The sequence below is a fragment of the Micromonospora sp. NPDC048905 genome (assembly GCF_040649655.1).
Classification (GTDB): Bacteria; Actinomycetota; Actinomycetes; order Mycobacteriales; family Micromonosporaceae; genus Micromonospora.
The window spans coordinates 30,570-57,325 of the sequence record NZ_JBEZFV010000013.1 but is presented as its reverse complement, the minus strand read 5'-3'; the positions used below and the strand labels follow the sequence as shown (position 1 = coordinate 57,325).

Genomic DNA, 26,756 nt, shown 5'->3' with positions numbered 1-26,756 from the left:
TGCGCGCGGATACCATCCAGTAAGTCGGACAGCGCTGTCCTTCGTATCCACGTGAGGGAGCGCACCGTGACTGACCAGCACGACCACGACGGCCCCGACGCCGCGCTGCGTGCCGACATCCGCCGGCTCGGCACCCTGCTCGGGCAGACGCTGGCCCGCCAGGAGGGTCGGCCGCTGCTCGACCTCGTCGAGGAGATCCGCGCCCAGGTCCGCACCGACGCCCCGGCGGCCGCCCAGCGTCTCGGCGGGCTCGACGTGACCACCGGCACCAAGCTGGCCCGCGCCTTCTCCACCTACTTCCACCTCGCCAACATCACCGAGCAGGTGCACCGCGCGCGGGACCTGCGCCGCCGCCGCGCCGTACAGGGCGGTTGGCTGGACCAGGCCGCCAAGATGATCGCCGAGCGCGGGGTGCCCGCCGAGGAGATCGCCAACGCGGCACGCCGGCTGGCGGTGCGCCCGGTCTTCACCGCCCACCCGACCGAGGCGGCCCGCCGCTCGATCCTGTCCAAGCTGCGGGCCATCGCCGACGAGTTGGACACCGAGACCGCCAACGCGATCCTCTACGGCGCCAGCGACGAGGGTCCCGCCAACCGCCGGCTGGCCGAGCTGCTGGACCTGATGTGGCAGACCGACGAGCTGCGCCTCGACCGGCCGGACCCGACCGACGAGGCCCGCAACGCCATCTACTACCTGCGCGACCTCTACGCCGAGGCCGCCCCGCAGGTGCTCGACGACCTGGCCGACACGCTGCGCACCCTCGGCGTGGAGACCTCACCGACGGCCCGGCCGCTGAGCTTCGGCACCTGGATCGGCGGCGACCGCGACGGCAACCCGTTCGTCACCCCGGCGGTCACCCGCGACGTGCTGACCATCCAGCACGAGCACGGCATCGCCGCCACCGAGAAGGCGATGGACCACCTGATCAACGAGGTGTCCGTCTCCCGCCGGCTGCGCGGGGTGTCGCTCGACCTCTCCGCCAGCCTCGCCGCCGACCTGGACGCGCTGCCCGAGGTGGCGACGCGGTTCCGCCGGGTCAACGCGGAGGAGCCGTACCGGCTCAAGGCGCGCTGCGTGAAGGCGAAGCTCGCCAACACCCGGCAGCGGTTGCGCCAGGGCACCGCGCACGTGCCGGGCCGGGACTACCGGGGCTCCGCCGAGCTGATCGCCGACCTGGATCTGCTGCGCGCCTCGCTGGCCCGCAACTCCGGGCAGCTCACCGCCGTCGGTCGGTTGGCCTCCACGATCCGTACGGTGTCCGCGTTCGGCCTGCACCTCGCCACCATGGACGTCCGGGAGCACGCCGAGGCGCACCACGCGGTGCTCGCCCAGCTCTACGAGGCCGTCGGCGAGGTCTCCGACTACCCGTCGCTGACCCGGCTGGAACGCACCAAGCTGCTGGCCGACGAGCTGACCGGCCGTCGACCGCTGTCCACCCTCGACACTCCGCTCACCAAGCCGACCCGCAAGACGTTCGACGTGTTCAGCACGATCCGGGAGGCCCAGGACCGGTTCGGCACCGAGGTGATCGAGTCGTACATCATCTCGATGACCATGGGCGTCGACGACGTGCTGGCCGCGGTGGTGCTGGCCCGTGAGGCCGGCCTCGTGGACGTGCACAGCGGGCGGGCCCGGGTCGGGTTCGTACCGCTGCTGGAGACCCCGGCCGAGCTGAACGCCGGCGGCGAACTCCTCGACGACCTGCTGTCGCTGCCCGCGTACCGGGCGCTGGTGAGCGCCCGAGGCGACGTGCAGGAGGTCATGCTCGGCTACTCCGACTCCAACAAGGAGGCCGGGATCACCACCAGCCAGTGGTCGATCCACCGGGCGCAGCGCGCGCTGCGCGACGTGGCCGCCCGGCACGGGGTGCACCTGCGGCTGTTCCACGGCCGGGGCGGCACCGTGGGGCGTGGCGGCGGGCCGACGCACGAGGCGATCCTGGCTCAGCCGTACGGCACGCTGGACGGCGCGATCAAGGTGACCGAGCAGGGCGAGGTGATCTCCGACAAGTACACCCTGCCGTCCCTGGCCCGGGAAAACCTGGAGCTCACCCTGGCCGCGGTGCTCCAGGCGACCCTGCTGCACACCGCACCACGGCAGCCGGCCGAGATGTTGGAACGCTGGGACGCCACCATGGACGTGGTGTCCGAGTCGGCGTACCGGTCCTACCGCTCGCTCGTCGAGGACCCGGACCTGCCGGCGTACTTCTGGGCGTCCACCCCCACCGAGTTGCTCGGCGCGCTGAACATCGGCTCCCGGCCGGCGAAGCGCCCGAACACCGGCGCCGGGCTGTCCGGTCTGCGGGCCATTCCGTGGGTGTTCGGCTGGACGCAGACCCGGCAGATCGTGCCGGGCTGGTTCGGCGTGGGCTCCGGGCTGGCCGCCGCCCGCGAGGCCGGGCTGGCGGACGTGCTGGCCGAGATGCACCGCAACTGGCACTTCTTCCGCACGTTCCTGTCGAACGTCGAGATGATGGTGACCAAGACCGATCTGAGCATCGCCCGCCGGTACGTCGAGACCCTGGTCCCGAAGAAGCTGCACCCGATCTTCGAGCAGATCGAGCAGGAGTACGAGCTGACCAAGCGGGAGGTGCTGGCGGTGACCGCCTCGCCCGCCCTGCTGGAAAACTCGCCGGTGCTCCAGCGCACCCTCGCCGTCCGCGACACCTACCTCGAGCCGCTGCACCATCTCCAGGTGGCGCTGCTGCGGCAGTACCGGGAGTCCGGCGCCGCCGGGCGGGCGATCGCCACCGCGCCGGGCGGCCGACGCGCACCGAGCGACGGCACCGCCCTGGAACGGGCACTGCTCACCACTGTGAACGGCATCGCCGCCGGGATGCGCAACACCGGCTGATCAGGCCGAACGCGGAACGGACCCCGGTCGCTGCGACCGGGGTCCGTTTCGTCAGATCCGCCCGACGGTCAGAAGTCTCCACCGCCGAAATCGCCACCGCCGAAGTCCCCGCCACCGAAGTCGCCACCGGCGTAGTCGCCGCCGACGTCCCCACCCTGGTCGCCGCCACCGAAGTCGCCGCCCTGGTCGCCGCCGTCGCCGCCCTGATCGAAACCGTCGCCGAAGCCCTCCTGGTAGCCGGCGTCATAGCCGTAACCGGGGTCGGCGAAGGCCGGCGAGAACAGCGCGTCGGCGATCAGGATGCCGCCGAGCACACCGGCGCCCGCCCCCAGCGCCGTCTTCCACCACGGCGTCGAATACCAGCCGGCCGGCACCGGTCGACCCTGATAACGCCCACCCGGGTAGTAGTAGGGCGTTTCCCGGCCGGGTTGCGGACCGGCCCGGAAGGTCTGCCCCTGCACGTCGACCTCGCGCTCCCTGGTGAGCTGGCCCACGCCACGGGCGGCGGCCAGCGCCGGCACCTCGGGACCCGGGTCGATGCCCAGCGCGGTACGCGCCGCCCGGATGTACGCGAGCCCCTCCAGCGCGGTCTCCCGGGCCAGCGCGAACTGGTTCGGCGTACGCGCCTGCTCCAACTGCGAGCCGGCCGCGTTGTACCGCTCACCGGCGTCGGCCAGCGCCTGACGTACCGCTGGCTCCTCGCCGTGCAGGTTCATCAACTGGCCGCCGAGGCGCTCGTACCACCGCTGCGCCTCCGCGCGGGCGTCGCCGAGCGCGGTCCGTTGGCGAGCCCCAGCCTGGGCGCGGACGAGCGCCGCGGCGCCCAGCGCGCCGACCAGCACGACGACGAGGCAGAGCACAAGTTCCATGCCAACGAACGTACCCCCGCCTCGCACGTCGTACCGGTCTGGCAAGCTCCGGTGATGGACGTCTCGACGCTGCTCGTGGTGGTCGTGTGCCTCGGCGCCGGCGGAGCGGTCGGTTGGCTGGCGGCCCGGTCCCGGTCAGCGGCCGACATCGCCCGCCTCGATGCCACCCTGGCCGCCACCCGGGAGGGCGAGGGCCGGCTGGAGCAGTCCATGCGGGCGCTGGGTTACGAGGCCACCGCGCAGTCCCAGGAGGCGGTGGCCCGAGCGGTCGCGCCGCTGCACGACACCCTGCGTCGCTACGAGCAGCGGGTGGCCGAGCTGGAGCACGACCGGGTCGACGCGTACGCCGAGCTGCGCGAGCAGGTCCGGTCGATGACCGCCGTCTCCGGTGAGCTGCGCACCGAGACCAAGCAACTGGTGGCAGCGCTGCGCGCGCCGCAGGTGCGGGGCCGGTGGGGTGAGCACCAGTTGCGTCGGATCGTCGAGGCGGCCGGGATGTTGGAGCACTGCGACTTCTCCGAGCAGGTCACCGCCGCCACCGACCAGCAGGTCGTCCGACCGGATCTGGTGGTCCGGCTGCACGGCGGCCGATCGGTGGTGGTGGACGCCAAGGCGCCGTTCGACGCGTACCTGACGGCCATGGAGGCCCGTGACGAGCGGGGTCGCGACACCCACCTCGACGCGCACGCCCGGCACCTGCGGGGGCATGTGGACGCGCTGGCTGCCAAGTCGTACTGGTCGGCGTTCGACAACTCACCCGAGTTCGTGGTGCTGTTCGTCCCCGCCGACCCGTTCCTCGACGTCGCGCTCCAGCGTGACCCGACGCTGCTGGAGCACGCCTTCACCCGCAACGTGGTGCTGGCCACGCCGGCGACGCTTGTCGCCCTGCTCCGCACTGTCGCCTACTCGTGGCGGCAGGAGGCGCTGGCCCGCAACGCGCTGGCGGTGCACACCCTCGCCCGCGAGCTGTACGGTCGGCTCTCCACGCTGGGCGACCACGTGGGCAAGCTCGGGTCCTCGCTGGCCGGGGCGGTGACCGCGTACAACCGGGCGGTCGGCTCGTTGGAGGCCCGGGTGCTGGTCAGCGCGCGCAAGCTCGCCGAGTTGGGCGTGTCGGACGACGAGTTGGCCACGCCCGCGCAGGTCGAGTTGACGCCCCGGCAGCCGCAGGCGCCCGAGCTGGTTGATCCGTCCGACGACGAGGTCGCAGCCCGCTAGCCGGGCTGGTCAGGACCGGATGGCGTTCGACACGACGAGCGGGATGCCCTGCTGGCAGGTGGTCATCATGTCGGGCTCGGCCCGACCGGTGACCTCCACCCGCGCGCCCGGGGTCAGCACGTCCCGCGGCCCTCCGAGCAGCAGGTAATCGCCGAGCAGGACGCAGTTGGGCTCCACCCCGCTCTGCACCACCCCGGTCACGGTGGTGGCCCGGACCCCCGGGGGCGTGCTCGGCCCGCCCGGCTTCGGGCTCGACTGCCGGGCGGTCGGTGCGGGGTCGACGATCGACGGCGTGCTGGTCGGGTCGGGGGTGGGCGAGCTGGTCACCGGCTGCGTCCCGGTCGGCATCGGCGGGGGGTTGCCGCGTTCGGCGTCCTGGCCGCCGCAGGCGCTGAGCGCCCCGCAGATGGTCAGCGCGGAGACGACGAGCCGAAAGGTCCTCATGCCAGATCTGACGTACGCCGGGCCGGGTTCGTTCCCGTGCTCAGCCGCGCGCCGCCGCGGCCTTCATGTCCCGCTTGAGTTCCTGCGGGAGCGAGAACACGAGCCGCTCGTTGGCGGTGGTGATCTCCTCCACGTCGGCGAAGCCCCGCGCGGCGAGGTAGGCCAGCACGTCCTGGACCAGGTCGTCCGGGACGCTCGCGCCGGAGGTCAGGCCGACCGTGGTGGCCCCCTCCAACCAGGCGTCGTCGATCTCGTGGGCGAAGTCCACCAGGTGGCCGGCGCGCGCGCCCGCGTCCAGGGCGACCTCGACCAGGCGGATGGAGTTGGAGGAGTTCGTCGAGCCGACCACGATCACCACGTCGCAGTCGGGGGCGATCTCCTTGACCACGTGCTGCCGGTTGGACGTGGCGTAGCAGATGTCGTCGCTGGGCGGCGACTGCAACAGCGGCAGTCGCTGCTTGAGCCGGGCCACGGTCTCCAACGTCTCGTCGACCGAGAGCGTGGTCTGGGAGAGCCAGACGACCTTCTCCGGATCCCGGACGGTGACCTTGTCCGCGCCGTCCGGGCCGTCGACCAGTTGGATGTGGGCGGGGGCCTCGCCGGCGGTGCCGATGACCTCTTCGTGCCCCTCGTGGCCGATGAGCAGAATGTCGTAGTCCTCGGCGGCGAACCGCTTCGCCTCGTGGTGCACCTTGGTGACCAGCGGACAGGTCGCGTCGATCGCCTTCAGCGAGCGCTGCTTGGCCTGCTCGTAGACCTCGGGAGCGACGCCGTGCGCGGAGAAGATGACGGTGGACCCCTCCGGCACCTCCTCGTTCTCCTCCACGAAGATCGCGCCCTGGGCCTCCAGGGTCTGCACGACGTGCTTGTTGTGCACGATCTGCTTGCGCACGTAGATCGGGGCACCGTAGAGCTTCAGTGCCTCCTCGACCGTCTGCACGGCGCGGTCGACACCGGCGCAGTAGCCCCGGGGCTTCGCCAGGAGCACGCGCTTACCGGTCCGGGGAGTCGCCTCAGCCTCAGTCACCCCCCCATCGTACGTGCCGCCGGTCAGCCCTGGTGATCAAGAGGTTTACGTCAGAAACGCGCCCGATGCTGACGCAAACTTCTTGATCACCGCGAGGGTCCGTAGGGTGGGCGGGTGACTGAGGGGGCGCGCAGCAGCGCGGAGGAGCCCTGGCCGGTTCGGGTGGTCAGCCAGAAGGTGGGGGCCTGGATCGCCAAGCTGGGCTGGGTGTGGGTGGACGGGCAGGTGGCGCAGATCAGCCGCCGCCCCGGGGCCAGCACTGTCTTCCTCACCCTGCGTGACCCGTCGGCCGACCTGAGCCTGACCGTCACCACCAACCGGGACGTGCTCGACGCCGGCGCACCGGAGCTGCGCGAGGGCGCCCGGGTCGTGCTGCACGCCAAGCCGGAGTTCTACGCCGCCCGGGGCACGTTGAGCCTGCGCGCCGACGAGATCCGTCAGGTGGGGCTCGGGGAGTTGCTGGCCCGGCTGGAGAAGCTCAAGAAGCTGCTCGCCGCCGAAGGGCTCTTCGACCGCGCCCGCAAGCGCCGGCTGCCGTTCCTGCCCGGCCGGATCGGGCTCATCACGGGTCGGGCGTCCGCGGCGGAGCGGGACGTGCTGACGAACGCCCGGCGACGCTGGCCGGCGGTGGAGTTCCGCACGGTCAACGTGGCCGTGCAGGGTCCCTCCGCGGTGCCGCAGATCGTCGACGCGCTCCGGGTGCTGGACGCCGACCCGAGCATCGACGTGATCATCATCGCCCGCGGCGGCGGCGGCATCGAGGATCTGCTGCCCTTCTCCGACGAGGCGCTCTGCCGTGCCGTGTTCGGCTGCCGTACCCCGGTGGTCAGCGCCATCGGTCACGAGACGGACGCGCCGCTGATCGACTACGTCGCCGACGTCCGCGCCTCCACCCCGACCGACGCGGCCAAGCGGGTCGTCCCCGACCTCACCGAGGAGGTACGCCTCATCGGTCAGGCCCGGCACCGCCTGGAACGGGCGGTGCGCAACCTCGTCGATCGGGAGACCCACCGGCTCGACGGGCTGCGGTCCCGGCCGGTGCTGGCCCGACCGCAGGTGATGGTGGACCAGCGGGCGACCGAGCTGACCGCGTTGCGCCAGCGGGCCGGCCGCTGCCTGGAGCACCGGCTCGTCGCCGCCGACGACGACCTGCGCCACACCCTCGCCCGGCTGCGCGCGCTCTCCCCCGCCGCCACCCTGGACCGGGGGTACGCGATCGTGCAGCGCGCGGACGGCCACGTGGTGCGCGCGGCGGCGGAGGTCGGCAAGGGCGACGCTCTACGGGTACGGCTGGCCGACGGTGAACTGGCCGCCACGGTCGACGGCGCAGTGGCGACGCGGTGACCGGGCGAGCGGTGTGCTGAGATGGGTGCGATGACTGACGACACGAAGGCCGGGCCGGACGAACGGCTCAGTTACGAGCAGGCCCGCGCCGAGCTGGCCTCGGTGGTCGAGCGGCTGGAGGCCGGCGGCACGTCCCTGGAGGAGTCGCTGGCGCTGTGGGAGCGTGGCGAGGCGCTGGCGGTGATCTGCCAACGCTGGCTGGATGGGGCGCGGGCGCGGATCGACGCCGTCCGGCAGGAGCCCGCTTCCTGACCGACCTCCGGTGGGGCGGCCGGAGCCGCCCCACGCGGACGCGTCAGTTGAACAGGTTGTACAGCTCGGCCGGCGCCTCGACGACCTCGGCAGCCGGCGGCTTCTGGGCAGCGGTGGCGGCACCGTAGTCGGAGTACGTCATCTTGACCTCCTGGGCGGCGGTCTGCCCGGCGGCCGGCAGCTGTAGCACCAGCTCGCTGAGCCGGCCCTGCGGGTCGACCTTCGCGGTGAAGGGAACCGTCTTCGCCTGGGTGCCCAGCGCGGCGATCGTGGCGGCGTTCAGCGAGCCCGCCTCGGCGGCCTTGGTGACGTCGATGGTGCCCGCGTACGCGCCGGTGCCGGTGCTGCGGACCTCGGTGATGCCCTGGGTGAGCACCGCGCTACCGGCCGGGTCGACCTTCTCGAAGTCGAATCCGAGGCTGCGGTTGCCCTTGATCCGGGACTGGTCCAGGTGCTGGTACTTGCCGAGGTTGAGCTGCTTGATGGTGGGCAGGCTGTCGGCGGTGGCGCCGCTCAGCTCCAGCTTGACCCAGCTGTCCGGCTTGTAGTGGATCACGTCGAGCTTCATTGCCAGGTCGGACGAGGGTCCGCCGATCGCGACCTTCATCGTCGCGCTCTGGCTCGGCTGGTGCACCTGGCCCTCCGCCGTCGAGCCGGCGCCGGCGAGGGTGAATCGGAAGTTCCCGTTGCTGATCTCCTTGGTGGAGTCGAGCAGGGCCTGCTTGGCGTCGCCCGCCGCCGGGGCACCAGACGGGCTCGCCGTGCCGGAGGCGGTCGCCGTCGGAGTGGCGGTCGATCCGGCGCTGCCGGTCGTACCGCTGCCGCAGGCGGCCAGGGCGGGCGTGAGCAGAGCGGCGGCTACCAGGCCGGCGCCGAGTCGTCGAACAGTCATATGTGTCTCCCAAGAGGGTCACCCGACGACCTGGACGGCGCCGGAAACCGGGCGACGCGGCAGCACCGTCGGCCGCGACGCGCGATCCGGGTCGAGTCAGCGCGCCCGGATCACTCCCTCTCTGTTCCCTGTCGACGGGTCGGACAATCGCCCTTCTGTCCGATCAGTGCAGCGAGCCGGCCAGCTCGCGTAGTTCGTTGTTCCCGGCATCACCGACGACGATCACCGTGCGGGTCGGTTCCAGCAGGACCAACGCCTGCTGGTTGCCCCGGGCCGCGTAGAGCTGCCAGGTCCGCCCGGCCAACTCGGTCGGCCCCTGGGGCTGGCCCTGGTCGGTCAGCTCGGCGGGGAGCAGCCGCTCGGCCGGCACACTGCTCTGCAGGAGTTGGACGCCCCGCCCCTCCGGGGTGAGGTAGCCGATCCGCAGGTTCGCACCGCCGTCGACGGTCTGGTAGCGGGCGCTGACCGTCGACCAGTCGGAGCCGAGCCCCTCCGGCTGGCTCACCGGAAACACGTTCGCCGACCGGGCCTGTTCGATGGCCGGGGCCGGATCGACGGTCGTGGCCTGATCACCACCCAGAAAGCCCCGGTAGAACGCCAGCAGCAGCGCGATCGGGACGAGCAGCACCAGCAACGAGATCGCCATGTCCTTCGGCGACCGCTCGGATTTGGCGGGCGCCGCCCGCTGCGGTGGCGTCGGGTCATCGCCGGCGCTCTCACCACCGGGGGCGACGGGGACGTCGACCGGCGGCTGACCGTCGGGTGGCGTGCGGTCGGCGGGTACGCGGTCGGCTGGCTGTGCGGGCTCCACCCCTCCATCTTCGCAGCCGCCCGACCGGCGGTATCCAGGCCATCACCGCCCCGCGCCAACGCCCGGTCGGCCATCGTGTGAGGATCAGCGACAGAGCCGGCAGCGGGGACCGCCCCGCCGCCGGTCGTCCCCGCACCGTCGCGAGGAGGAGCAGCCGTCATGACCAACACCAGGACGCGGATCCCACAGGATCTCGACCGAAACCTCGCCCTCGACCTGGTCCGGGTCACCGAGGCCGCCGCGATGGCGGCCGGTCGGTGGGTGGGCCGGGGCGACAAGGAGGGTGGCGACGGCGCGGCCGTCGACGCCATGCGCAAGCTGATCAACTCGATTCAGATGCGTGGCGTGGTGGTGATCGGCGAGGGCGAGAAGGACAACGCCCCGATGCTCTTCAACGGCGAACACGTCGGCGACGGCACCGGCCCGGAGGTGGACGTCGCCGTCGACCCGGTCGACGGGACCACGCTGATGAGCAAGGGCATGCCGAACGCCGTCGCGGTGCTCGCCGTCTCCGAGCGGGGCGCGATGTTCGACCCCAGCGCCGTTTTCTACATGGAGAAGCTCGCCGTCGGGCCGGCGTACGCCGACGTGATCGACATCAACGCCGGGGTGGCCGAGAACCTGCGCCGGATCGCCAAGGTCAAGGGCACCGACGTCTCCGAGGTGACGGTCTGTGTGCTGGACCGGAGCCGCCACGACGACCTGGTCACCCAGATCCGCCGGACCGGGGCGGGCATCCGGTTCATTTCCGACGGCGACATCGCGGGCTCCATCGCGGCCGCGCGCGGCGAGTCGGAGGTCGACGTGCTGATGGGCATCGGCGGCACCCCGGAGGGCATCATCTCCGCGTGCGCCCTGAAGTGCATGGGCGGTGCGATGCAGGCCAAGCTCTGGCCCCGCGACGAGCAGGAGCGGGAGAAGGCGCTCGCCGCCGGGCACGACCTGGACCGGGTGCTGGGCACCGATGATCTGGTCACCGGTGACAACTGCTTCTTCGTGGCGACCGGGGTCACCTCCGGAGATCTGCTGCGCGGGGTGCGGTACCGGGCCGGCGGCGCGTACACCCAGTCGATCGTGATGCGGTCGAAGAGTGGCACGATCCGGGTGATCGACTCGTACCACCGGCTGGAGAAGCTGGCGCTCTACTCCGCTGTCGACTTCGACGGTCGTCCGCTGGCCGAGCAGGAGTGACAGCCACCAACACGGAGACACCGCAGATCCTGTCGGCCGCCCGCCGGGTCACCGGCGTCGCGTTGGCGTCCGTCTCCGGGGTCGCGGTGGCGGTGCAGTCCCGGATCAACGGCGAACTGGGGGTACGCCTCGCCGACGGCTTCGCCGCCGCGGTCGTCTCGTTCGGCATCGGCCTGCTGGTGCTCCTGATGCTGGTGCCCGCCACCCCCGGTGGGCGGCGTGGGCTGGCCGCGACGCGGCGTGCCCTGGCGACGGGAACGCTGCGGCCGTGGCAGTGCCTCGGCGGGATGTGCGGGGCTTTCCTCGTGGCCACCCAGGGGCTCACCATCGGCACGCTCGGCGTGGCGGTCTTCACCGTGGCGGTGGTGGCCGGCCAGACCGGCAGCAGCCTCGCCGTGGACCGGGCCGGGATCGGGCCGACCGGCCGGCAGCCGGTCACCCGGCAGCGGCTGGCCGGCGCGGTGCTCACCGTGCTGGCGGTCGGCCTGGCGGTCGGCGACCGACTCGGCGACCCGGGCGCGTTGGCGCTGGCCCTGCTGCCGCTGCTCGCCGGGGTGGGCATCGCCTGGCAGCAGGCCGTCAACGGCCGGGTCCGGGCGGCGGCCGACAGCGCGTTGACCGCCACCCTCGTCAACTTCGCCGTCGGCACCGTCACCCTGCTCGTCGCGTTCGCCATCGACATCGCCGTCCGCGGCTTGCCGAACGGCGACCTGCCGAGCGAGCCGTGGTTCTACCTGGGCGGCCCGATCGGCATCGTGTTCATCGCGATCGCCGCCGCGATCGTGCGCTTCACCGGTGTGCTGCTGCTCGGTCTGGCCACCATCGCCGGCCAGATCGTGGGGGCGGTCCTGCTGGACCTGGTGCTGCCCACGGCGGCCTCCCACCCCGGTGTGAACACCCTGCTCGGGGCAGCGCTGACCATGGTTGCGGTGCTGATCGCCGCGTTGGCGCCACCCGCCCGCCGCTGACCACCCGCCCGCCGGGGGGCAGCCGCATGTCGGAGGTTCACGGCGGCGGCGATTGCGACGGGTACGGCGGATCAGGGACCCTCGGTGGGTACGCAGGGTAGGGCGCAGGCGGATAGGGCACGTGCGGTGGGTAGGGCGGGCGCGGTGGGTACCGGCGCTCGAACCCACGGGCCGGATCCACGAGCCGCGCGATCCGGGTGGCCAGCAGCACGCCCGGCACCGTGGCCAGCAGGGCGAGCGCCACCGCGAACCGGGTCCGCGAGGGGGTGCCGTACAGCCAACCGACGAGCGGCAGCACAGCCAGGAGCGCGGTGAGCAGGAGCCCGGTGAGCGCCCAGCCGATCCAGCGCCGCAGAGCGCCCTGGTAGGAGGCTCGAACGATCATGGCCACCACGGTGAGGACGCCCACCGCCAGCACGAACGGCACGGCCATGAACGCCAGGGTGTCGTCGTCGCGCTCCCAGGCCGCGGTCAACACCATCCCCGCGACCAGCATCGACGCACTGCTGACGACCCCCCACCAGCGCGGACCTCCACCACGGCGGATCACGAGATGACCGGCGAGCGCAGTGACCGCGCAGCCGAGAGTCAGCGCCAGCGTGACGGCGAGCAACAGGTCCAGCTGGCGGTCGCCGGGTCCGCCACCGCCCAGCCGGGGCGGTTCGTCCCACGACGCGCCGAGCTCCTCGAAGAGGAACCCGTCGCGCTGCCACCCACCGTCGGGCAGGCGGCGGAGAAACCCGTCCCGCCCGTTGGCGACGAGCACCTCGTGCCCACCCCCGGCGTGGGGGTAGACGACCAGATCGCGGGAGGCGAAGTGGCGCTGGAAATCGCCCGGGTTCGGCGACCGGCGGGCCAACTCCTCCCGCTGCCCGTCGGGCACCTCCCAGGCCACCCGCCAGGTCGCGCCGGCGTCGTCGCTCTCCTCGACCCGTAGGTGCCCGGTGACGATCCGATAGCAACGCCGGGGCGCGTCCGACGCGCACGCCTGCTGCTGCCCCACCTCCTGGCGGGACAGTCGCCGCTGCTCGTCCTCCGTGGCCGGCCGCCAGGTGGCCGCGCCGTCCTCGCTGACCGCCCACTGCCCGTCCAACGGGCTGGCCGGCCAGTCCGAGTTGCTGTAGCCGCTGCCGACCGAGATCGCCGGGTGGCCGTCGAGCGTCGCGGTGCTCACCGCGTACGGGTAGTAGATCGGGCTGGTGGCGGCTACCGCCAGGACCGCCGGTGGCAGCACCACCAGCAGTCGGACCAGCCGGGCGGTCCGTTGGCGCACCGGTCGGCGGCGCGACCGGTTCCAACTCCACCAGGCCAGGCCGAGCACCGGCAGGGTGAGCAGGTCGGTCCGGTCGGCCCGGACCAGCGACGGCCCGGCCAGCACGGTCCAGGCCGACGAGGCCAACTCGGCGGCGTACCCGCTGGATTTGACGAGCGCGAACCCGGCGCCCACCGCGACCAGACCGGCCAGCGCGGCGGCCCGGGCCGGCATCCGCGGCACCAGGAGGGTCAGCAGCACCGCGACCAGCGGCGGGGCGAGCACCAGACCGGCGAGGTCGCTCAGCTTGCCGGTCAGCAGGCCGGGGTGGGCCGCCTTCAGTACGTGGTCGTTGAGCAGCAGCAGGACCAGGGCGATCACGGTGGCGGGATGGCAGAGCCAGGACAGCGTGGTGGGTGCGCCATCCTGCGGTTTCTCGGAACCCGTCATCCGGACAGGATCCGGTCGACCTGTCTCGATCCGGACTCAGGTCGGTCTGGGTCCGATACCGACCGTCAGCCGGCGTCGGAGGAGTGCCCCGGGAAGAGGTGTGCGCTCGGGTCGATGGCCACGGCCGCGTTGTTGACAGCCGTCGCCGCCTCGCCGAAGCCGGTGGCGATCAGCCGCACCTTGCCCGGGTATTCGGTGATGTCGCCCGCCGCGAAGACCCGGGGCAGGTTGGTGGCCATCGCGCTGTCCACCAGGATGTGCCGGCGGTCCAGACGCAGCCCCCACTCGGCGAGCGGTCCCAGATCGGCGGTGAAGCCCAGCGCGGCGACCACGGTGTCCACCGGCAGTGTCTCGGTGGCACCACCGCGGACGGTCACCTCGGCGGCGGTCACCGCGCCCTCCCCGATCAGCCGGCTGACCTCGGCGTTGACCACCACCCGCACCGGTAGGGACAGCACCCGGGCGACAGTCGAGGCGTGCGCCCGGAACTTTTCCCGGCGGTGCACGAGGGTCACCGAACGGGCCAGTGGTTGCAGCGCCAACGCCCAGTCGAAGGCGGAGTCGCCACCACCGACGATCAGCACGTCCCGGTCGGCGAGCGCGGCCGGCTCGGTGACGAAGTAGACGATCCCGGTGCCGGGAGCGCCGTCGGCGCACGGCAGCGGCCGCGGGCTGAAGCTGCCGAGCCCGCCGGTGACCACCACCGCACCGCAACCGAGCTGCGCACCCCCGGCCAGGCCGAGCACTGGGCGGTCGTCGACGTACGAGAGTTTCTCGGCACGGGTGTCGAGCAGGTATTGCGGTGCGAACGGGGCGGCCTGTGCGACCAGGTTGGCCACCAGGTCCCGGCCCTTGACAGCGGGAAAGCCGGCCACGTCGAGGATCAACTTTTCCGGGTACATGGCGGTGACCTGACCGCCGGGCTCGGGCAGCGCGTCGATCACCGCCACCGACAGACCTCGGAACCCGGCGTAGTACGCGGCGAAGAGACCGGCCGGACCGGCCCCGATCACGGCGACATCGACCTCGCGCATGGCGTACCGTCGCTTTCCGCTTACGGATCAACGCAGGCTGATCTTCGACGGTAGGCGGGTGTCGGTGGTCCGGCAAGCACCCCTCCGGGGCGCGCCGGGGAATTGGTCAGGGCAGGCGGAGGGTGTCACCCGAGTAGTCCGGCCCATCCAACGCTGGGCGTCGACGGCGGAACAGGATCGCCGCCACCACCCCTCCGAGCAGGCCGAACAGGTGACCCTGCCAGGAGATCCGCTCGTCGGTGGGGAGGATGCCGACCAGTTGCCAGCCGTAGAGCAGGCCGACCAGCAGGAAGACCGCGAAGTTCCACCAGCTGCGTTCGACGATGCCCCGGGTGAGCAGGATGCCCAGGTAGCCGAAGATGACGCCGCTGGCACCGACCACCACCGAGTTGGGCGAGCCGGTGAACCAGACGCCGAGCCCGCTGACCAGGATGATGACCAGGGTCGACCAGAGGAAGCGGCGGGCGCCGGCGGCCAGGACGAACGTGCCCAGCAGGATCAGCGGGATGCTGTTGCTGTAGAGGTGGTCGAAGCCGTGGTGCAGGAACGGGGAGAAGAAGACCCCGTCCAACCCTTCGATGCGCTGCGGGATGATGCCGGCGTTGGCGTCCAGGCCGAACGCGAGCCCCTGGTCGACGGCCTCGATGAGGAAGAGGAACGGGACGACCGCGCACATGGCGACGAACGCCCGGCCGAGCGCGGCGTAGAACGCCTCGGTGCCGAACCGGTAGGGGTCGCCGCTTGACGGGTGCAGGGTCACTCCACAACTGCTATCAGCAAAAGCGGCCGACCGCCACTCACGTCCCGTCCGAAGTACGCGCGAAGGCGGGGCGAGTGGAGACCCACCCGCCCCGCCTTCGAGAGCTGTCAGTAGTGGTTGTTGTTCTGGAAGAAGGTCCAGGCGCCGCAGGGCGTCTTGTACCTGCCCTTGATGTAGCCCAAGCCCCACTTGATCTGGGTGGCCGGGTTGGTCCGCCAGTCGGAGGCGACCGAACCCATCTTGCTGCCCGGCAGGGACTGCGGGATGCCGTACGCACCGGACGAGTTGTTGGCGGCCTTGTGGTTCCAGCCGCTCTCCTTGGTCCAGAGCTTCTCCAGGCAGGGGAACTCGGAGATGCCGAAGCCCGAGTCGATCATGAGGGCGCAGCCGATCTTGCGGTTGCCGCTGTACTCCTCGCAGGACGCCGGGATCGGTCCGTCGTACGGCTTGGCGGGCGCGTTGGCGGCCGCGCGTTCGCGCTTGCGGGACGCCGCGGCGGCCTCGGCCCGACGGGCCCGCTCGGCGGCCTCCTTCGCGGCCTGCGCCGCCCGCAGCTTGGCCTGGTACTCGGCGGCCCGCTGCTTGGAGACCTGCACCTGGTGGGCGGCCTGCCGTTCCCGCTGGTACGCGAGGTCGGCCTGGTCGATCTCGCGGCTAACCTGCTCGGTCAGGCCCTGTTGCTGGGTTTCCCGGTCTTCGCCCAGGTAGAAGCCGCCGGCAACGCCCACGGACAGCAGGGCGACAGCAGCCGTACGGGCACCCAACCGGCTCCACAGCCGACTCACGAAGTGGTCCCTTCGTCGGGAGCAAGGACGTGGCGCGGCCGGGCCACAGGTGGGCTGCCAACCGTGCCACGAGCGTCCCGACCGATTGCCGGTCGCGCCGACACACCGACCGCCGCCGATGTCGCCCGCCTCGCGACGAACGATCACCAACGATCCGGGTGGTGCGTGGACGCTCGTGGGACACGATTGCGCACAGTGAGGCCGATGGGAAACCGACCGGCGCCTTTGTGATCTGCGCCACACGTTTAATGCGGACAAAAGCCCACAAAAGCACCCGTCAGATCGGGATGTCCTCCAGGAGATCGGTGACCATCGCGGCGATCGGCGACCGCTCCGAACGGCTGAGGGTGACGTGCGCGAAGAGCGGATGACCCTTGAGCGCCTCGATGACGGCCGTCACGCCGTCGTGCCGACCGACCCGCAGATTGTCCCGCTGGGCCACGTCGTGGGTGAGCACCACCCGGGAGCCCTGCCCGATCCGGGACAGCACCGTCAACAGCACCCCGCGCTCCAGGGACTGCGCCTCGTCCACGATCACGTAGGCGTCGTGCAGGCTGCGACCCCGAATGTGGGTCAGCGGCAGCACCTCCAGGATGCCCCGCGAGGTGACCTCCTCCAGCACGTTCTCGTGCACCACCGCGCCGAGCGTGTCGAAGACCGCCTGCGCCCACGGCGACATCTTCTCCGACTCCGAACCGGGCAGGTAGCCCAGCTCCTGGCCGCCGACGGCGTACAGCGGGCGGAACACGATCACCTTCTTGTGCCGGCGGCGCTCCATCACCGCCTCCAGCCCGGCGCAGAGCGCCAACGCCGACTTGCCGGTGCCCGCCCGGCCGCCCAGCGACACGATCCCGATCGACTCGTCGAGCAACATGTCGAGGGCGATGCGCTGCTCGGCCGAGCGGCCGTGCAACCCGAACGCCTCCCGGTCACCCCGCACCAGCCGGACCGACTTGTCCGGCAGCACCCGGCCGAGCGCGGAGCCCCGCCCCGAGTGCAACACCAGGCCGGTGTGGCAGGGCAGACCGGCCGCCTCGTCGAGGTCGAGCGTCTCGCCGGCGTACAACGACCCGATCTGCTCCTCGGTCAGGTCCATCTCGGACATGCCGGTCCAGGTCGGGTCGCTGGCCTGACCGTGGCGGTACTCGTCGGCCCGCAGGCCCACCGAGGCCGCCTTGACCCGTAGCGGCATGTCCTTGCTGACCAGGGTGACCTCCCGGCCCTCGCCGGCGAGGTTGAGCGCGACGGAGAGGATCCGGGCGTCGTTGCTCTCGGTCCGGAAACCGGGTGGCAGCACGCCGTCGTCGGTGTGGTTGAGCTCCACCCGCAGGGTGCCGCCGACGTCGTTGGCCGGCACCGGTCGGTCGAGTCGACCATGCCGGACCCGCAGGTCGTCGAGCATCCGGAGCGACTGCCGGGCGAACCAGCCCAGCTCCGGATGGTGCCGCTTGCCCTCCAGTTCGGTGATGACCACCAGAGGCAGCACCACCTCGTGCTCCGCGAACCGGTGGAACGCCGCCGGATCGGAGAGCAGCACGGACGTGTCCAGGACAAAGGCCTGGCCGGCTGGTCGCGGCTCCTTCGGGTCGGCCGGCGCGGCGGCCGCCGTGCGGCGGCTCCTGGTGGCACGGCGGTTCGTGGCAGTCGCGGCCGGGGTCTGGTCGGCACCGGCGGTGGTACGGCGAGTCGTCACAGGCCTGCTCCGACGGATGGGCATCCGCCACCCGTGTTCCGGCTCCTCCGGTGCCCGGGGACACGGGGTCGGATGCGGAACCCCATGCGCGAGGTCGCAGATCCGGGCGGACCGGCTGGCTCGGGAGAACCCCGTGCCATGCCTAGACGCTAGCCCCGCCGGACCCTTCCGGCTAGGGGGCCGACGTGGATCTACCTAGACGGGCGTGTGAACACGGCTTCGCGGGGTCCCGCACCACCGGGAAGGCCGGCGGTGGGCGCGGCGGAACCGGCCGGGATGCATGCCCCCTGCGCGCACCCCGGCCGGTCTGGGGTCACCGTCACCGGTCTGACGTGACCCCGACGGTGCGTGTCCGCCGCGGACGACGCACCGCGTCGGTGGTGTCGGTCGGCGGGATCGTGCCCGCCGACCGACCTCAACCGGTACGTCGAACGAGCGTGCCGGTCGGGTGCCGCCCGGTGATCGGGGCGGCCGGCGCACTGAACGACGAGCCGGTGTACGTGGTGCCGGGGCGGGCGACGGTGCTGGCCGAGCGGACGACGCCCGCCGGGGAGACCGACAGGGCGGAGGCGATCGCGGCCTGGGCGTCGCGGCGACGGCGGTTCCAGGCGCCCCGGTCACCGTCGAAGTAGCCCTGCCGGTAGCCGAAGCGGTAGCCGATGCGGTAGCTGAGCTGCCCGTGCAACCGGCCGGCCGCGTAGCTGGTCGCGCCGAGCACCAGGACGAGGAATACCGCGAGAAACGGGCTCATCGGGCGACCCCGGCCCGGCCCGGACGCCCGGTCACTTCTCCTCCGGCTCGATCGTGGTGGGATCCGCGACGAGCAGCCGGTCCAGGTCGTCGGTGCTGACCTCCTCGACCAGCTCGACGCTGATCCGGCAGCCGTCCAGCATGATCTCGGCCACCGAGGAACGGCGGATCTCGCCGCCTGCGTCGTAGACCCGGACGCTCAGCTCCGGGCAGCCGAGGTGGGTACGCCAGGCGTTCCACTCGGCGCGGTCGCCGACACTCAGCGACAGGTAGCGGCAGCCTCGGGCGAGGTAGAGGCGCCAAGGGGCGGTCAGCCCCGCGGCCACCCCCTCGGCGATCAGCCCGAAGGCCTGGGCGCGGGTGGCGAGCTCGGTCACCACACCCCCTCCGAACCGGGGGTGTGACGCATGTGAGCACCAATCGTCTCATGCACGTGACACACCGTAGATTGTCCCATGGGCGTGACAGTATCAGCTTTTCGTCCGCTTACGCTTGCCACTACGGGCATCTATTCTGCCCGCGTGACACCCCTCGACAGTGGCACTGAATCGTTTACCGGAAATCCGAAGCTACCGTCACGTAGGCGTGACAGTGGCGAGCCGGGGCGCGCGCTCGTCACCGGCTGGCCGTACGGTCACGGGGTGACCGAGACGGCCAATGCGCGGAAAATCGCCTTCGCCACCTTCGTCCGCCGCGCCCTGGACGAGGCACGAGCGACCCGAGCCTGGAGTGGCACCGAGGTGTCCCGGCGCACCGGGGTCTCCCGGCAGACCATCAACCGGTGGGTCCGGGGCGACTGGGCCAGCGACCCGGAAGCCGAACGGGTGGTCGCCTTCTGCGAGGGCCTGGGGCTGAACCCGGCGGCCGCCTTCGCCGCACTCGGCTGGGACCGCACCGCGGCCGGCCCCCGCGGTGGCCAGCCCGCCCCTCCGATGGACCCGGACGTGGAGGCCCTGCTCCGCCGCCTGGTCGACCCGAACGTCTCGGACGCGGAGAAGTTCCACATCCGCGAAACCATCAGATATCTCGCATACCGCCCAACGCTGCCGGTCGATGTCCGAAATAGAGGCAATCAAGCAGGGTAGTTCCTCAGATGGCGAAAGAACGCCTGGTCAGGTTCATTCGTTTGCCTCCGGGGCCGGAACGGGCACGCTAGCGTCCGTACTCGTACTGCTTGGGCTCGTCATCGGCGGGGGGACGGGACAAGGCCGAACCCAGCCCTGCGGGACAAAAGGAGGGGTCTGTCCATGACCCTGAAGTGGTTGGCAGTCGTGGTCGCGACGGTGTCGATGACACTGTGGGCGACCGGCAACGCGGTGACCCTCGCGGTCGACGGCGGGCAGCTTCCGCTGCTCGTGAACCTCTTCGTGCTCATCACCGCCGGCACCGCGGTCATCCTGGCCGTCGTCGCCGAGCTGCACGAGCGGATGAACGACCGGATCAGCGCGCTCACCGAGTTCCTGGTGGCACGGCTCAACGAGATCGAGAACCACACCGGCGATCGCAACACCGGGTTTGTGGAGGGCTACCTGTTGAGCCACGGCCAGGACGCGGCGGTGGTGCCGTTCGGCCGACGTGGACGAGGAGCCGCCGAACGCTGATCGCCCACCGCGTAACGGGTCCGCTCGGCCAGGAATGAGCCTTCGTCGCCGGGGTACGCTGACGCGCGTGCCGCCGTTGAATCTGGGCAATCATCAGCCGAGAACCCCGTTGAACGCCGACCAGGCCTGGCGGACCACCGCCAGCCGGGCGGCCGGGACCGTGCTCTTCTTCGACTTCGACGGCACGCTCGCGCCCGTCGACGACGATCCGACCGCGGTACGCCCGGCTCCCAAGGCGTTGGCCGCGATCGAGGCACTCGCCCCGGTCGTGCAGCGGGTCGCGATCGTCTCCGCCCGACCCGTCGAGTTCCTTCGGGATCAGCTCGGCGGGCTCACCGGCGTGGACCTCTACGGCCTCTACGGGCTGGAGCACAGCCATTCCGGCGGGGAGACCGTCACCGAGCCGGCCGCGCTGCCCTGGGTGCCGACCATGACGGAGCTGGCCGACCTCGCGCGGGCTGAGCTGCCACCCGGCACGCTCGTGGAATACAAGCGGCTCTCGGTCGCCCTGCACTGGCGTACCGCCCCGCAGCTCGGCTCGACCGTGCAGCAGTGGGGGCAGGCGCAGGCCGACCGCCTGGGGCTGCGCGTGCAGGCCGGGCGGATGGTGCTGGAGCTCAAACCGCCTGTCGACCGGGACAAGGGCATGGTCATCGGCGAGGCGATCAAGGGTGCAACCGGCGCCTGGTATTTCGGTGACGACGTCTCGGACATCAAGGCCTTCGCCGCGCTGCGCGCCCGCGCCGCCGCCGACCCGGACTTCCTCGGCATCTGCGTGGCCGTGGCCAACCCGGAGACCGGCCACGAGGTGGCAAACGCCGCCGACCTGACGATCGAGTCCCCGGCCGCCCTCGGCGACTTCCTCACCCAGGCACTGACCCACCTGCCCTGACCCGGCCGCGCGGCGACGGACACGTCGCCCGCCGCCGGTTCAGGCGCCGTAGCGGCGTTGCCTGGTCGCGTACGAGCGCAGTGCGCGCAGGAAGTCGATGTGCCGGAAATCCGGCCAGTTGAGCTCGCAGAAGTAGAACTCCGAGTGCGCGGACTGCCAGAGCATGAAGCCGGACAGCCGCTGCTCCCCGCTGGTGCGAATGACCAGGTCAGGATCGGGCTGACCACGGGTGTAGAGGTGCTCGGCGATGTGCTCGACGTCCAGCACCTCGGCCAACTCCTCGATGGTGCCGCCGGAGGCGGCGTGCTCCAACAGCAGCGAACGGACCGCGTCGGTGATCTCCCGCCGACCGCCGTAGCCCACCGCGATGTTGACCTCCGCGCCGCCGGTGCGCTCGCGGGTGCGTTCCTCGGCGCCCTTGAGCGCCGCCGCGGTCTGCGCCGGGAGCAGGTCGAGCGCCCCGACGATGCGCAACCGCCAGGGGTTGCCCTCCTCGGAGAGCTCCACCACCAGGTCTTCAATGATCTTGAGGAGGGGGTCCAGCTCACTGGCCGGTCTGCGCAGGTTGTCGGTGGCCAGCAGGTAGAGGGTCACGTGCCCCACGCCGGCCTGGTCACACCAGCCGAGGACATGCTTGATCTTCGCCGCGCCGACCCGGTGTCCGTCGTTCGGGTCGACGAAGCCCATCTCCCTCGCCCAGCGGCGGTTGCCGTCGCACATCACCCCGACGTGCCGGGGCACCGGCTTACCCGCGAGCTTCGCCGTGAGCCGGCGCTCGTACACGGAGTAGATAAGGTCCCGCAGCGTCATCACCTAGCAGCGTAGCGACCCTTCGCCCAGATCACCGCCTCGGAGCCCCATCCCCGCCGACCAGACCGATGCCGATCATCGCCAGCGTACGGGCGGTGAGGCGTCCGTCACCCAGTCCCAGCTCGACCACGTCGTAGAACACCCGGTCGTCGCGCCGGGCGGCCCGGACCGCCGCGTCCACCACTCGGCCACGGCGCGCCAACCAGGCCGCGACCGAACTGTGCCGCAGGTGGGTGCCGAGGCGGCGACGCAACCCGTGCGCGTACCTGCCGGCTGCCGACTCGGGCGCCTCGGCCGCCGCCGCACCGGCGAGCGCACCGGAGAGCAGCGCGTAGAAGATGCCCTCGCCGGTGAACGGATTGATCAGTGACAGCGCGTCCCCGGCCAGCAACGTGCGGCCACGCCCCGGTGCCGGCCGGTGGGTGGACAGCGGCAGGTGATGGGCGCGCAACGCGGTCACCGTCCCCAGGTCGGTGCCGGGCAGCAGCGCGGCCAGCCGGTCCAGCAGGTAGGCCCTGCTCAGCGACTCACCGCGCAGCACCTCCCCGTACCCGACGTTCGCCCGCCCGTCGCCGATCGGAAAGGACCAGGCGTACGCCGGCCAGCGCGCCTTCGAGGTGACGATGAGCTGCTCGGACGGGCCGGGCAGCGCCGGCGCGTATCCCCGGATGGCAAGCGCCAGGTGCCGGTCGGGATTCTGCGGGTGGCCGAGCGCCCGACGCACCACCGACCCGGCGCCGTCGGCGCCCACCACCACCCGCCCGGACACCTCCCCGTCGAGCACCACCCGGTCGGCGCGCGGCTCGACCCGGCGCACGGTGTGCCGGCGCAACTGCGCGCCGGCCGCCACGGCCGCCGCCACCAGGCGCGCGTCGAAGACCTCCCGGGGCACGGTGTACGCGGGTCGGGGCAGCGCCCGGGCCACGGCACCGCCACCCGGCGAGATCATGCGTAACGCGGGCAGCGGCGCGTAACCCGCCACCGCCTCGGTCACCCCCAACTCGGTCAGCACATCCACCGAGTGCGCGGCGATCCCGTCGCCACACGCCTTGTCCCGGGGGAAGTCGGCCCGGTCCAGCAGCAGCACGCTGGCGCCCGCCCGCCGCGCCGTCAACGCGGCGGCCGCCCCGGCCGGCCCCGCTCCCACCACCACCACGTCGAATTCGTCGCTCACCGCGCGCCTCCCTCCGTTCGGTGGGCGGCCCGCTCCTGCCCCGCCCGCGCCGCCGACATCGACCCCGGTGACCGGCGTCACCCGCCATCCTGCCCGCTGCCCGCTCACCCAGACCGATGCCGCACGGCGCCGCACCCGGACCCGCGCCGTCGATCATGGAGTTGTGGTGGACGACATAACTCGCGTAAAAGGGCAAGTGAGGCACCACAACTCCATGATCGGCGCGGTCCGGCACGGGCTGACGAGGGCCGGGCGTCAGATCCAGCCGTTGGCTCTGGCGTGGTGGGCCGCCTCGATCCGGTTGCGGGTGCCGGTCTTGCCGATGGCCGCCGACAGGTAGTTGCGGACGGTGCTCTCGGACAGGTGCAGTCGGGCGGCGATGTCGGCGACGGTGGCACCGTCCACGGCGGCGGTCAGCACGTCCCGCTCCCGGTCGGTGAGCGGGTTCGGCCCGGCCGACAGCGCCGCCGCCGCGAGCGCCGGATCGATCACCCGCTCGCCGGCCAGTACCCGGCGGACGGCCACCGCGAGTTCCTCCACCGGCCCGTCCTTGACCAGGAAACCCGCCGCGCCGGCTTCCATCGCCTGGCGCAGGTAACCGGGCCGGCCGAACGTGGTGAGGATCAGCACCCGGCACTCGGGCAACTGCTCCCGCAGGATCGCCGCCGTGTCCAGACCACTGCCGTCGGGCATCTCGATGTCCAGCAGTGCCACGTCCGGACGGCTCGTCCGGGCCGCCTCCAACGACTCGGCCACGGTGCGGGCCTCGGCGACCACCTCCATGTCGTCTTCGAGGTTCAACAGCAGGGCCAGCGCGCCGCGCATCATGCCCTGGTCCTCCGCGAGCAACAGCCGGATCATCCGGTCACCGTCGCGATCCGGCTCGTGGGAACCCGAACGGTGAGCAGCAGACCCCCGTCGCGCGCCGGGCCGACCTCCAGGGTGCCGCCCGCCTGCTCCAGCCGCTCGGTCAGACCACGCAGACCGTTGCCGAAGGCCGGCCGGCCACCCACCCCGTCGTCCCGAACGGTCAGCACCGACCCGTCGGCGTCGGCGTCGACCCTGATGTCGCACCGGGACGCCCGGCTGTGTCGCAGCACGTTCGTCACCCCCTCCCGGAGCACCCAGGCGAACACGTCGTCGGTCTCGACATCGAGCTGCCCGTCCGTCCGCACGGTAACCGCGATGCCGACATCCGCCAGGACGGTACGGGCGTTGTCCAGTTCCCGGCCGAAGCTGTGCTCGCGGTAGCCGGTGACCGCCTCCCGCACCTCGGCGAGGGCGGTGCGACCGATCCGCTCGATGTCGGCTGCCTCCACGGTGGCCCGCTCGGGGTCCGTCGGAGCCAGTCTGCGTACCACCTCGGCTTTCACCACGACCAGCGACAACGTGTGGCCGAGCAGGTCGTGCAGGTCCTTGGCGAACCGGAGTCGTTCCCGCTCCACCACCGTGCGGGCCAGCTCCCGCTGGGTGCGGCGCAACTCGTCGACCAGACGGGCCACCCGGGCGAACGCCAGCGTCATGGCACCCGCGAGCAACGTGACCAGCGCGATCTGGACCATGTTGTCGGCCGGCAGGCGTCGGGCTACCCCGATCACCAGCACCGCCACGACGCTGCCACCGACCCAGCCGAAGCCCCAGCCGACCTGGACCAGTCCCACCGCGCCGGCGGAGCACACGTACATCAGCAGGGCCAGCCAGCCCTCCGAGGCACCGGCGTACGCGGCAGCGAGCGTCACCCCGAGCAGCGCGAGCAGTGCCAGCCCGGCACGAAACAGGAGCGGTCGAACGGCCAGTCCGGCCACCGGCACCGCCACCAGGGCGAGATAGAGCAGGGCGAAGAGGGTCAGCCCGGCCGCTGCCACCGGCACCGGGTGGACCTGTCCTCGCACGATCGCGGTGGCCGGCGGCAGCAGCAACCACAGCCACAACGTGTGAGCCAGCACGAGCACGACGCCGCGGCGCCGCCGACCACGGTCGACGGACGCCGTCGTCTCGGCGGCACCAGGCAGGTCGGCGACACCAGGCATGGTGGAAACCGTAGCGGTGGTCAACGGCCCACGGCCGCGCGCCGGTAGGCCCATGCCGCGACTGCCGCGAAGAGCAGCGTCCAGGCCAGGAGCAGGCCCAACCCGGACGGGGTGGGTGCCAGCCCGGCGACCGACCGCCAGCCGAGTTCGGCGTACCGGTACGTCGGTAGTGCGTGCGCCAGGTGCCGCAACGCGGCGGGGAAGTACGTCACCGGCAGCAGCAGGCCACCGAGGACCGACAGGCCGAGGAAGGCCAGGAAGTTGACCACCTGGGCCAACTGCGGGGCGAGCCCGTAGCCGATGGCGAGCCCGAGCAGGGCGAACGGTACCGAGCCGGCCCACAACAGCAGCAGTAACGCGGTCCAGCGGGCAGCATCCAGGTGGACGTCCTGCTGCAACCGCCCGGCGACACCGACCGCGACCACCGACGGCACCCCGGTCAGCGTGCTGACCAGCGCCTTCGTCACGACAGCCTGCCAGGGCGGCAACGGGGTGACGCGGAGTTGGTGCAGCCAGCCGACCGCCCGCTCCTGCGCGACCGACGACCCCACTGAGAGCACGCCCGCGACGGCGCCGTAGCCGGCCAGGCCGACCATCAGCGCGGCGGGCGCGGCCACACCCTCCAGTTGGTCACCGCGTCCGGCGAACCCGGAGAAGATCAGGTACGTGAGCACCGGCCCCAGGACGGAGAACAGCATGAGACGTGGGTCCCGGACCAGCCGACGCAGCTCGAATCGTAGATAGGCGCGCATGTCAGTGCTCCCCTCCGGCGGTGGTGAGAGTGAGGAAGGCGGGCTCCAGTGCGACGGAGACCTCCAGTCCGCGGAAACCGCGGGTGCCCGCCAACGCCATGACCGTGGCGTCGGCGTCGTCGGTGGTGAGCACCACCCGGTCGCCCCGCACCTCCACCGACCGGACACCGGGCAGCAGGTCCAGCCCGGTGACGGACGCACCGGCAACGTCGAAGGCGACGGTACGGCTGCCCGCGAGGGCACGGAGCTGGGCGGGCGGCGCGTCGGCCACCACCCGGCCGGCGGCCAGCACCACGACCCGATCGGCGTACTCGTCCGCCTCGGGTAACTGGTGCGTGCTGAACAGGACGGTGTTGCCCTCGGCGGCGTACCGGCGGAGGGCAGCCCAGAACTCCCGCCGGGCGGCGACGTCCATGCTCGCGGTGGGTTCGTCGAGGACCAGCAGTTCCGGGCCGCCGGCCAACGCGAACGCGAACCGGGCACGCTGTGCCTCCCCACCGGAGAGCCGGTCCAGCCGACGGTTCGCCTGGCCGGTCAGTCCCGCCGTCGTGAGGATCCGATCGGTCGGCGACGGATGCGGATACAGCGCGCGGGCCAACTCGATCACCTCTCGGACGGTGGCGGCGGAGACGACCCCGGCCCCCTGCAGCATCGCGCCGACCCGGCCGGCCCGGACCGCCTCCGCAGGAGACCCGCCGAACAGGGCCACGGTCCCGGCGTCGGCCGGGGCGAGACCGAGCAGGATCGAGATGGCTGTCGTCTTGCCCGCGCCGTTGCGCCCGAGCAGTGCGACGATGCTGCCCCGCGCGACGCTCAGGTCCATGCCGGCAAGGGCTCGCACGGACCCGAACGACCGGGTAAGTCCAGTGAGACGTACGACGATGTCACCCATGCCCAGCACGCT

General features: G+C 71.9%; 27 protein-coding genes. 9 read left to right on the top strand and 18 right to left on the bottom strand.

All coding sequences use genetic code 11. The features are described 5' to 3' along the window. Positions 1-66: 66 nt before the first annotated feature. Positions 67-2,853 (top strand): phosphoenolpyruvate carboxylase, encoded by a 2,787-nt coding sequence (ppc, locus tag AB0C01_RS27570; RefSeq protein ID WP_357241696.1) that lies wholly within the window; start codon positions 67-69, stop codon positions 2,851-2,853. 68 nt (positions 2,854-2,921) lie between these two features. On the opposite strand, the gene AB0C01_RS27565 is transcribed toward ppc, so the two are convergent. Further along, a complete protein-coding gene (locus AB0C01_RS27565; protein WP_357241693.1) occupies positions 2,922-3,722 on the bottom strand; it encodes a hypothetical protein in 801 nt (266 codons plus the stop codon). Positions 3,723-3,776: 54 nt separating this feature from the next. On the opposite strand from AB0C01_RS27565, the gene AB0C01_RS27560 reads away from it, so the two are divergent. Next, positions 3,777-4,940, top strand: coding sequence for a DNA recombination protein RmuC (locus AB0C01_RS27560; RefSeq protein ID WP_357241690.1), 1,164 nt, complete (start codon positions 3,777-3,779; stop codon positions 4,938-4,940). Between the two features lie 9 nt (positions 4,941-4,949). On the opposite strand, the gene AB0C01_RS27555 is transcribed toward AB0C01_RS27560, so the two are convergent. Further along, on the bottom strand, positions 4,950-5,384 hold the full coding sequence (locus AB0C01_RS27555) for a hypothetical protein (protein WP_357572503.1): 435 nt from the start codon (positions 5,382-5,384) through the stop codon (positions 4,950-4,952). 40 nt (positions 5,385-5,424) lie between these two features. After that, on the bottom strand, positions 5,425-6,411 hold the full coding sequence (locus AB0C01_RS27550) for a 4-hydroxy-3-methylbut-2-enyl diphosphate reductase (protein WP_357241684.1): 987 nt from the start codon (positions 6,409-6,411) through the stop codon (positions 5,425-5,427). A 114-nt stretch (positions 6,412-6,525) separates the two neighbouring features. On the opposite strand from AB0C01_RS27550, the gene xseA reads away from it, so the two are divergent. Then, positions 6,526-7,755 carry an exodeoxyribonuclease VII large subunit gene (gene xseA, locus AB0C01_RS27545; protein ID WP_357241680.1) on the top strand — a complete coding sequence of 410 codons (1,230 nt, stop codon included), beginning with the start codon at positions 6,526-6,528 and terminating at the stop codon, positions 7,753-7,755. Between the two features lie 30 nt (positions 7,756-7,785). Beyond that, entirely contained in the window at positions 7,786-8,007 is a 222-nt protein-coding gene (locus AB0C01_RS27540) for an exodeoxyribonuclease VII small subunit (RefSeq protein WP_357572502.1), read from the top strand. Positions 8,008-8,050: 43 nt separating this feature from the next. On the opposite strand, the gene AB0C01_RS27535 is transcribed toward AB0C01_RS27540, so the two are convergent. Together AB0C01_RS27535 and AB0C01_RS27530 are read right to left on the bottom strand one after the other, a co-directional pair. Further along, positions 8,051-8,899: a hypothetical protein gene (locus tag AB0C01_RS27535; RefSeq protein WP_357572501.1), complete on the bottom strand. Its 849-nt coding sequence runs from the start codon at positions 8,897-8,899 to the stop codon at positions 8,051-8,053. Between the two features lie 163 nt (positions 8,900-9,062). Beyond that, on the bottom strand, positions 9,063-9,710 hold the full coding sequence (locus AB0C01_RS27530) for a DUF4245 family protein (protein WP_357241675.1): 648 nt from the start codon (positions 9,708-9,710) through the stop codon (positions 9,063-9,065). A gap of 159 nt (positions 9,711-9,869) precedes the next feature. Here AB0C01_RS27530 and glpX point away from each other — a divergent pair, with 159 nt between their 5' ends. Then, the gene (glpX, locus tag AB0C01_RS27525; RefSeq protein WP_357241672.1) at positions 9,870-10,901 is read left to right on the top strand and encodes a class II fructose-bisphosphatase; all 1,032 of its coding nucleotides are present in this window, start codon (positions 9,870-9,872) and stop codon (positions 10,899-10,901) included. Then, entirely contained in the window at positions 10,898-11,869 is a 972-nt protein-coding gene (locus AB0C01_RS27520) for a DMT family transporter (protein ID WP_357572500.1), read from the top strand. Before glpX ends, AB0C01_RS27520 begins: the two co-directional genes overlap by 4 nt. Before the next feature lie 37 nt (positions 11,870-11,906). On the opposite strand, the gene AB0C01_RS27515 is transcribed toward AB0C01_RS27520, so the two are convergent. The 7 genes from AB0C01_RS27515 to AB0C01_RS27485 form a co-directional block, all read right to left on the bottom strand. Beyond that, complete coding sequence (locus AB0C01_RS27515; RefSeq protein ID WP_357572499.1) at positions 11,907-13,571, bottom strand: hypothetical protein; 1,665 nt, start codon at positions 13,569-13,571, stop codon at positions 11,907-11,909. 65 nt (positions 13,572-13,636) lie between these two features. Then, the gene (locus AB0C01_RS27510; RefSeq protein ID WP_357572498.1) at positions 13,637-14,605 is read right to left on the bottom strand and encodes an NAD(P)/FAD-dependent oxidoreductase; all 969 of its coding nucleotides are present in this window, start codon (positions 14,603-14,605) and stop codon (positions 13,637-13,639) included. A 106-nt stretch (positions 14,606-14,711) separates the two neighbouring features. Further along, entirely contained in the window at positions 14,712-15,365 is a 654-nt protein-coding gene (locus AB0C01_RS27505) for a rhomboid family intramembrane serine protease (RefSeq protein WP_357241660.1), read from the bottom strand. 107 nt (positions 15,366-15,472) lie between these two features. Continuing rightward, positions 15,473-16,150: a lytic transglycosylase domain-containing protein gene (locus AB0C01_RS27500; RefSeq protein ID WP_357241657.1), complete on the bottom strand. Its 678-nt coding sequence runs from the start codon at positions 16,148-16,150 to the stop codon at positions 15,473-15,475. A gap of 277 nt (positions 16,151-16,427) precedes the next feature. Then, positions 16,428-17,843 carry a PhoH family protein gene (locus tag AB0C01_RS27495; RefSeq protein WP_357241654.1) on the bottom strand — a complete coding sequence of 472 codons (1,416 nt, stop codon included), beginning with the start codon at positions 17,841-17,843 and terminating at the stop codon, positions 16,428-16,430. A gap of 415 nt (positions 17,844-18,258) precedes the next feature. Beyond that, positions 18,259-18,594, bottom strand: a complete 336-nt coding sequence (locus AB0C01_RS27490; protein WP_357076516.1) for a hypothetical protein — start codon at positions 18,592-18,594, stop codon at positions 18,259-18,261. A 31-nt stretch (positions 18,595-18,625) separates the two neighbouring features. Next, positions 18,626-18,970 (bottom strand): hypothetical protein, encoded by a 345-nt coding sequence (locus AB0C01_RS27485; protein WP_357241651.1) that lies wholly within the window; start codon positions 18,968-18,970, stop codon positions 18,626-18,628. 264 nt (positions 18,971-19,234) lie between these two features. On the opposite strand from AB0C01_RS27485, the gene AB0C01_RS27480 reads away from it, so the two are divergent. From AB0C01_RS27480 to otsB, 3 genes are all read left to right on the top strand, one after another. Then, the gene (locus AB0C01_RS27480; RefSeq protein ID WP_357241648.1) at positions 19,235-19,678 is read left to right on the top strand and encodes an XRE family transcriptional regulator; all 444 of its coding nucleotides are present in this window, start codon (positions 19,235-19,237) and stop codon (positions 19,676-19,678) included. A gap of 162 nt (positions 19,679-19,840) precedes the next feature. Beyond that, positions 19,841-20,194: a hypothetical protein gene (locus AB0C01_RS27475; RefSeq protein ID WP_357241645.1), complete on the top strand. Its 354-nt coding sequence runs from the start codon at positions 19,841-19,843 to the stop codon at positions 20,192-20,194. A 67-nt stretch (positions 20,195-20,261) separates the two neighbouring features. Beyond that, positions 20,262-21,086: a trehalose-phosphatase gene (otsB, locus tag AB0C01_RS27470; protein WP_357241642.1), complete on the top strand. Its 825-nt coding sequence runs from the start codon at positions 20,262-20,264 to the stop codon at positions 21,084-21,086. Between the two features lie 39 nt (positions 21,087-21,125). Here otsB and AB0C01_RS27465 read toward each other — a convergent pair whose 3' ends face one another. The 6 genes from AB0C01_RS27465 to AB0C01_RS27440 all read right to left on the bottom strand — a co-directional run bounded on the left by AB0C01_RS27465 (position 21,126) and on the right by AB0C01_RS27440 (position 26,744). Continuing rightward, on the bottom strand, positions 21,126-21,896 hold the full coding sequence (locus AB0C01_RS27465) for an isoprenyl transferase (RefSeq protein WP_357572497.1): 771 nt from the start codon (positions 21,894-21,896) through the stop codon (positions 21,126-21,128). Between the two features lie 31 nt (positions 21,897-21,927). Next, positions 21,928-23,070: a geranylgeranyl reductase family protein gene (locus AB0C01_RS27460; RefSeq protein WP_357241636.1), complete on the bottom strand. Its 1,143-nt coding sequence runs from the start codon at positions 23,068-23,070 to the stop codon at positions 21,928-21,930. Between the two features lie 255 nt (positions 23,071-23,325). Beyond that, the gene (locus AB0C01_RS27455; protein WP_357241634.1) at positions 23,326-23,931 is read right to left on the bottom strand and encodes a response regulator transcription factor; all 606 of its coding nucleotides are present in this window, start codon (positions 23,929-23,931) and stop codon (positions 23,326-23,328) included. After that, complete coding sequence (locus AB0C01_RS27450; RefSeq protein ID WP_357241631.1) at positions 23,928-25,100, bottom strand: sensor histidine kinase; 1,173 nt, start codon at positions 25,098-25,100, stop codon at positions 23,928-23,930. The genes AB0C01_RS27455 and AB0C01_RS27450 overlap by 4 nt, the downstream gene beginning before the upstream one ends. Positions 25,101-25,120: 20 nt before the next feature. Then, positions 25,121-25,852 carry an ABC transporter permease gene (locus tag AB0C01_RS27445; RefSeq protein ID WP_357241628.1) on the bottom strand — a complete coding sequence of 244 codons (732 nt, stop codon included), beginning with the start codon at positions 25,850-25,852 and terminating at the stop codon, positions 25,121-25,123. A gap of 1 nt (position 25,853) precedes the next feature. Continuing rightward, the gene (locus tag AB0C01_RS27440; protein ID WP_357241625.1) at positions 25,854-26,744 is read right to left on the bottom strand and encodes an ABC transporter ATP-binding protein; all 891 of its coding nucleotides are present in this window, start codon (positions 26,742-26,744) and stop codon (positions 25,854-25,856) included. Positions 26,745-26,756 lie beyond the last annotated feature (12 nt).

Coding starts and splice junctions, on each gene's coding strand:
- AB0C01_RS27565 (WP_357241693.1), bottom strand. CDS start 3,722: ATGGAACTTGTGCTCTGCCTCGTCGTCGTGCTGGTCGGCGCGCTGGGC.
- AB0C01_RS27560 (WP_357241690.1), top strand. CDS start 3,777: ATGGACGTCTCGACGCTGCTCGTGGTGGTCGTGTGCCTCGGCGCCGGC.
- AB0C01_RS27555 (WP_357572503.1), bottom strand. CDS start 5,384: ATGAGGACCTTTCGGCTCGTCGTCTCCGCGCTGACCATCTGCGGGGCG.
- AB0C01_RS27540 (WP_357572502.1), top strand. CDS start 7,786: ATGACTGACGACACGAAGGCCGGGCCGGACGAACGGCTCAGTTACGAG.
- AB0C01_RS27535 (WP_357572501.1), bottom strand. CDS start 8,899: ATGACTGTTCGACGACTCGGCGCCGGCCTGGTAGCCGCCGCTCTGCTC.
- glpX (WP_357241672.1), top strand. CDS start 9,870: ATGACCAACACCAGGACGCGGATCCCACAGGATCTCGACCGAAACCTC.
- AB0C01_RS27515 (WP_357572499.1), bottom strand. CDS start 13,571: ATGACGGGTTCCGAGAAACCGCAGGATGGCGCACCCACCACGCTGTCC.
- AB0C01_RS27510 (WP_357572498.1), bottom strand. CDS start 14,605: ATGCGCGAGGTCGATGTCGCCGTGATCGGGGCCGGTCCGGCCGGTCTC.
- AB0C01_RS27490 (WP_357076516.1), bottom strand. CDS start 18,594: ATGAGCCCGTTTCTCGCGGTATTCCTCGTCCTGGTGCTCGGCGCGACC.
- AB0C01_RS27475 (WP_357241645.1), top strand. CDS start 19,841: ATGACCCTGAAGTGGTTGGCAGTCGTGGTCGCGACGGTGTCGATGACA.
- AB0C01_RS27465 (WP_357572497.1), bottom strand. CDS start 21,896: ATGACGCTGCGGGACCTTATCTACTCCGTGTACGAGCGCCGGCTCACG.
- AB0C01_RS27455 (WP_357241634.1), bottom strand. CDS start 23,931: ATGATCCGGCTGTTGCTCGCGGAGGACCAGGGCATGATGCGCGGCGCG.
- AB0C01_RS27450 (WP_357241631.1), bottom strand. CDS start 25,100: ATGCCTGGTGTCGCCGACCTGCCTGGTGCCGCCGAGACGACGGCGTCC.
- AB0C01_RS27445 (WP_357241628.1), bottom strand. CDS start 25,852: ATGCGCGCCTATCTACGATTCGAGCTGCGTCGGCTGGTCCGGGACCCA.
- AB0C01_RS27440 (WP_357241625.1), bottom strand. CDS start 26,744: ATGGGTGACATCGTCGTACGTCTCACTGGACTTACCCGGTCGTTCGGG.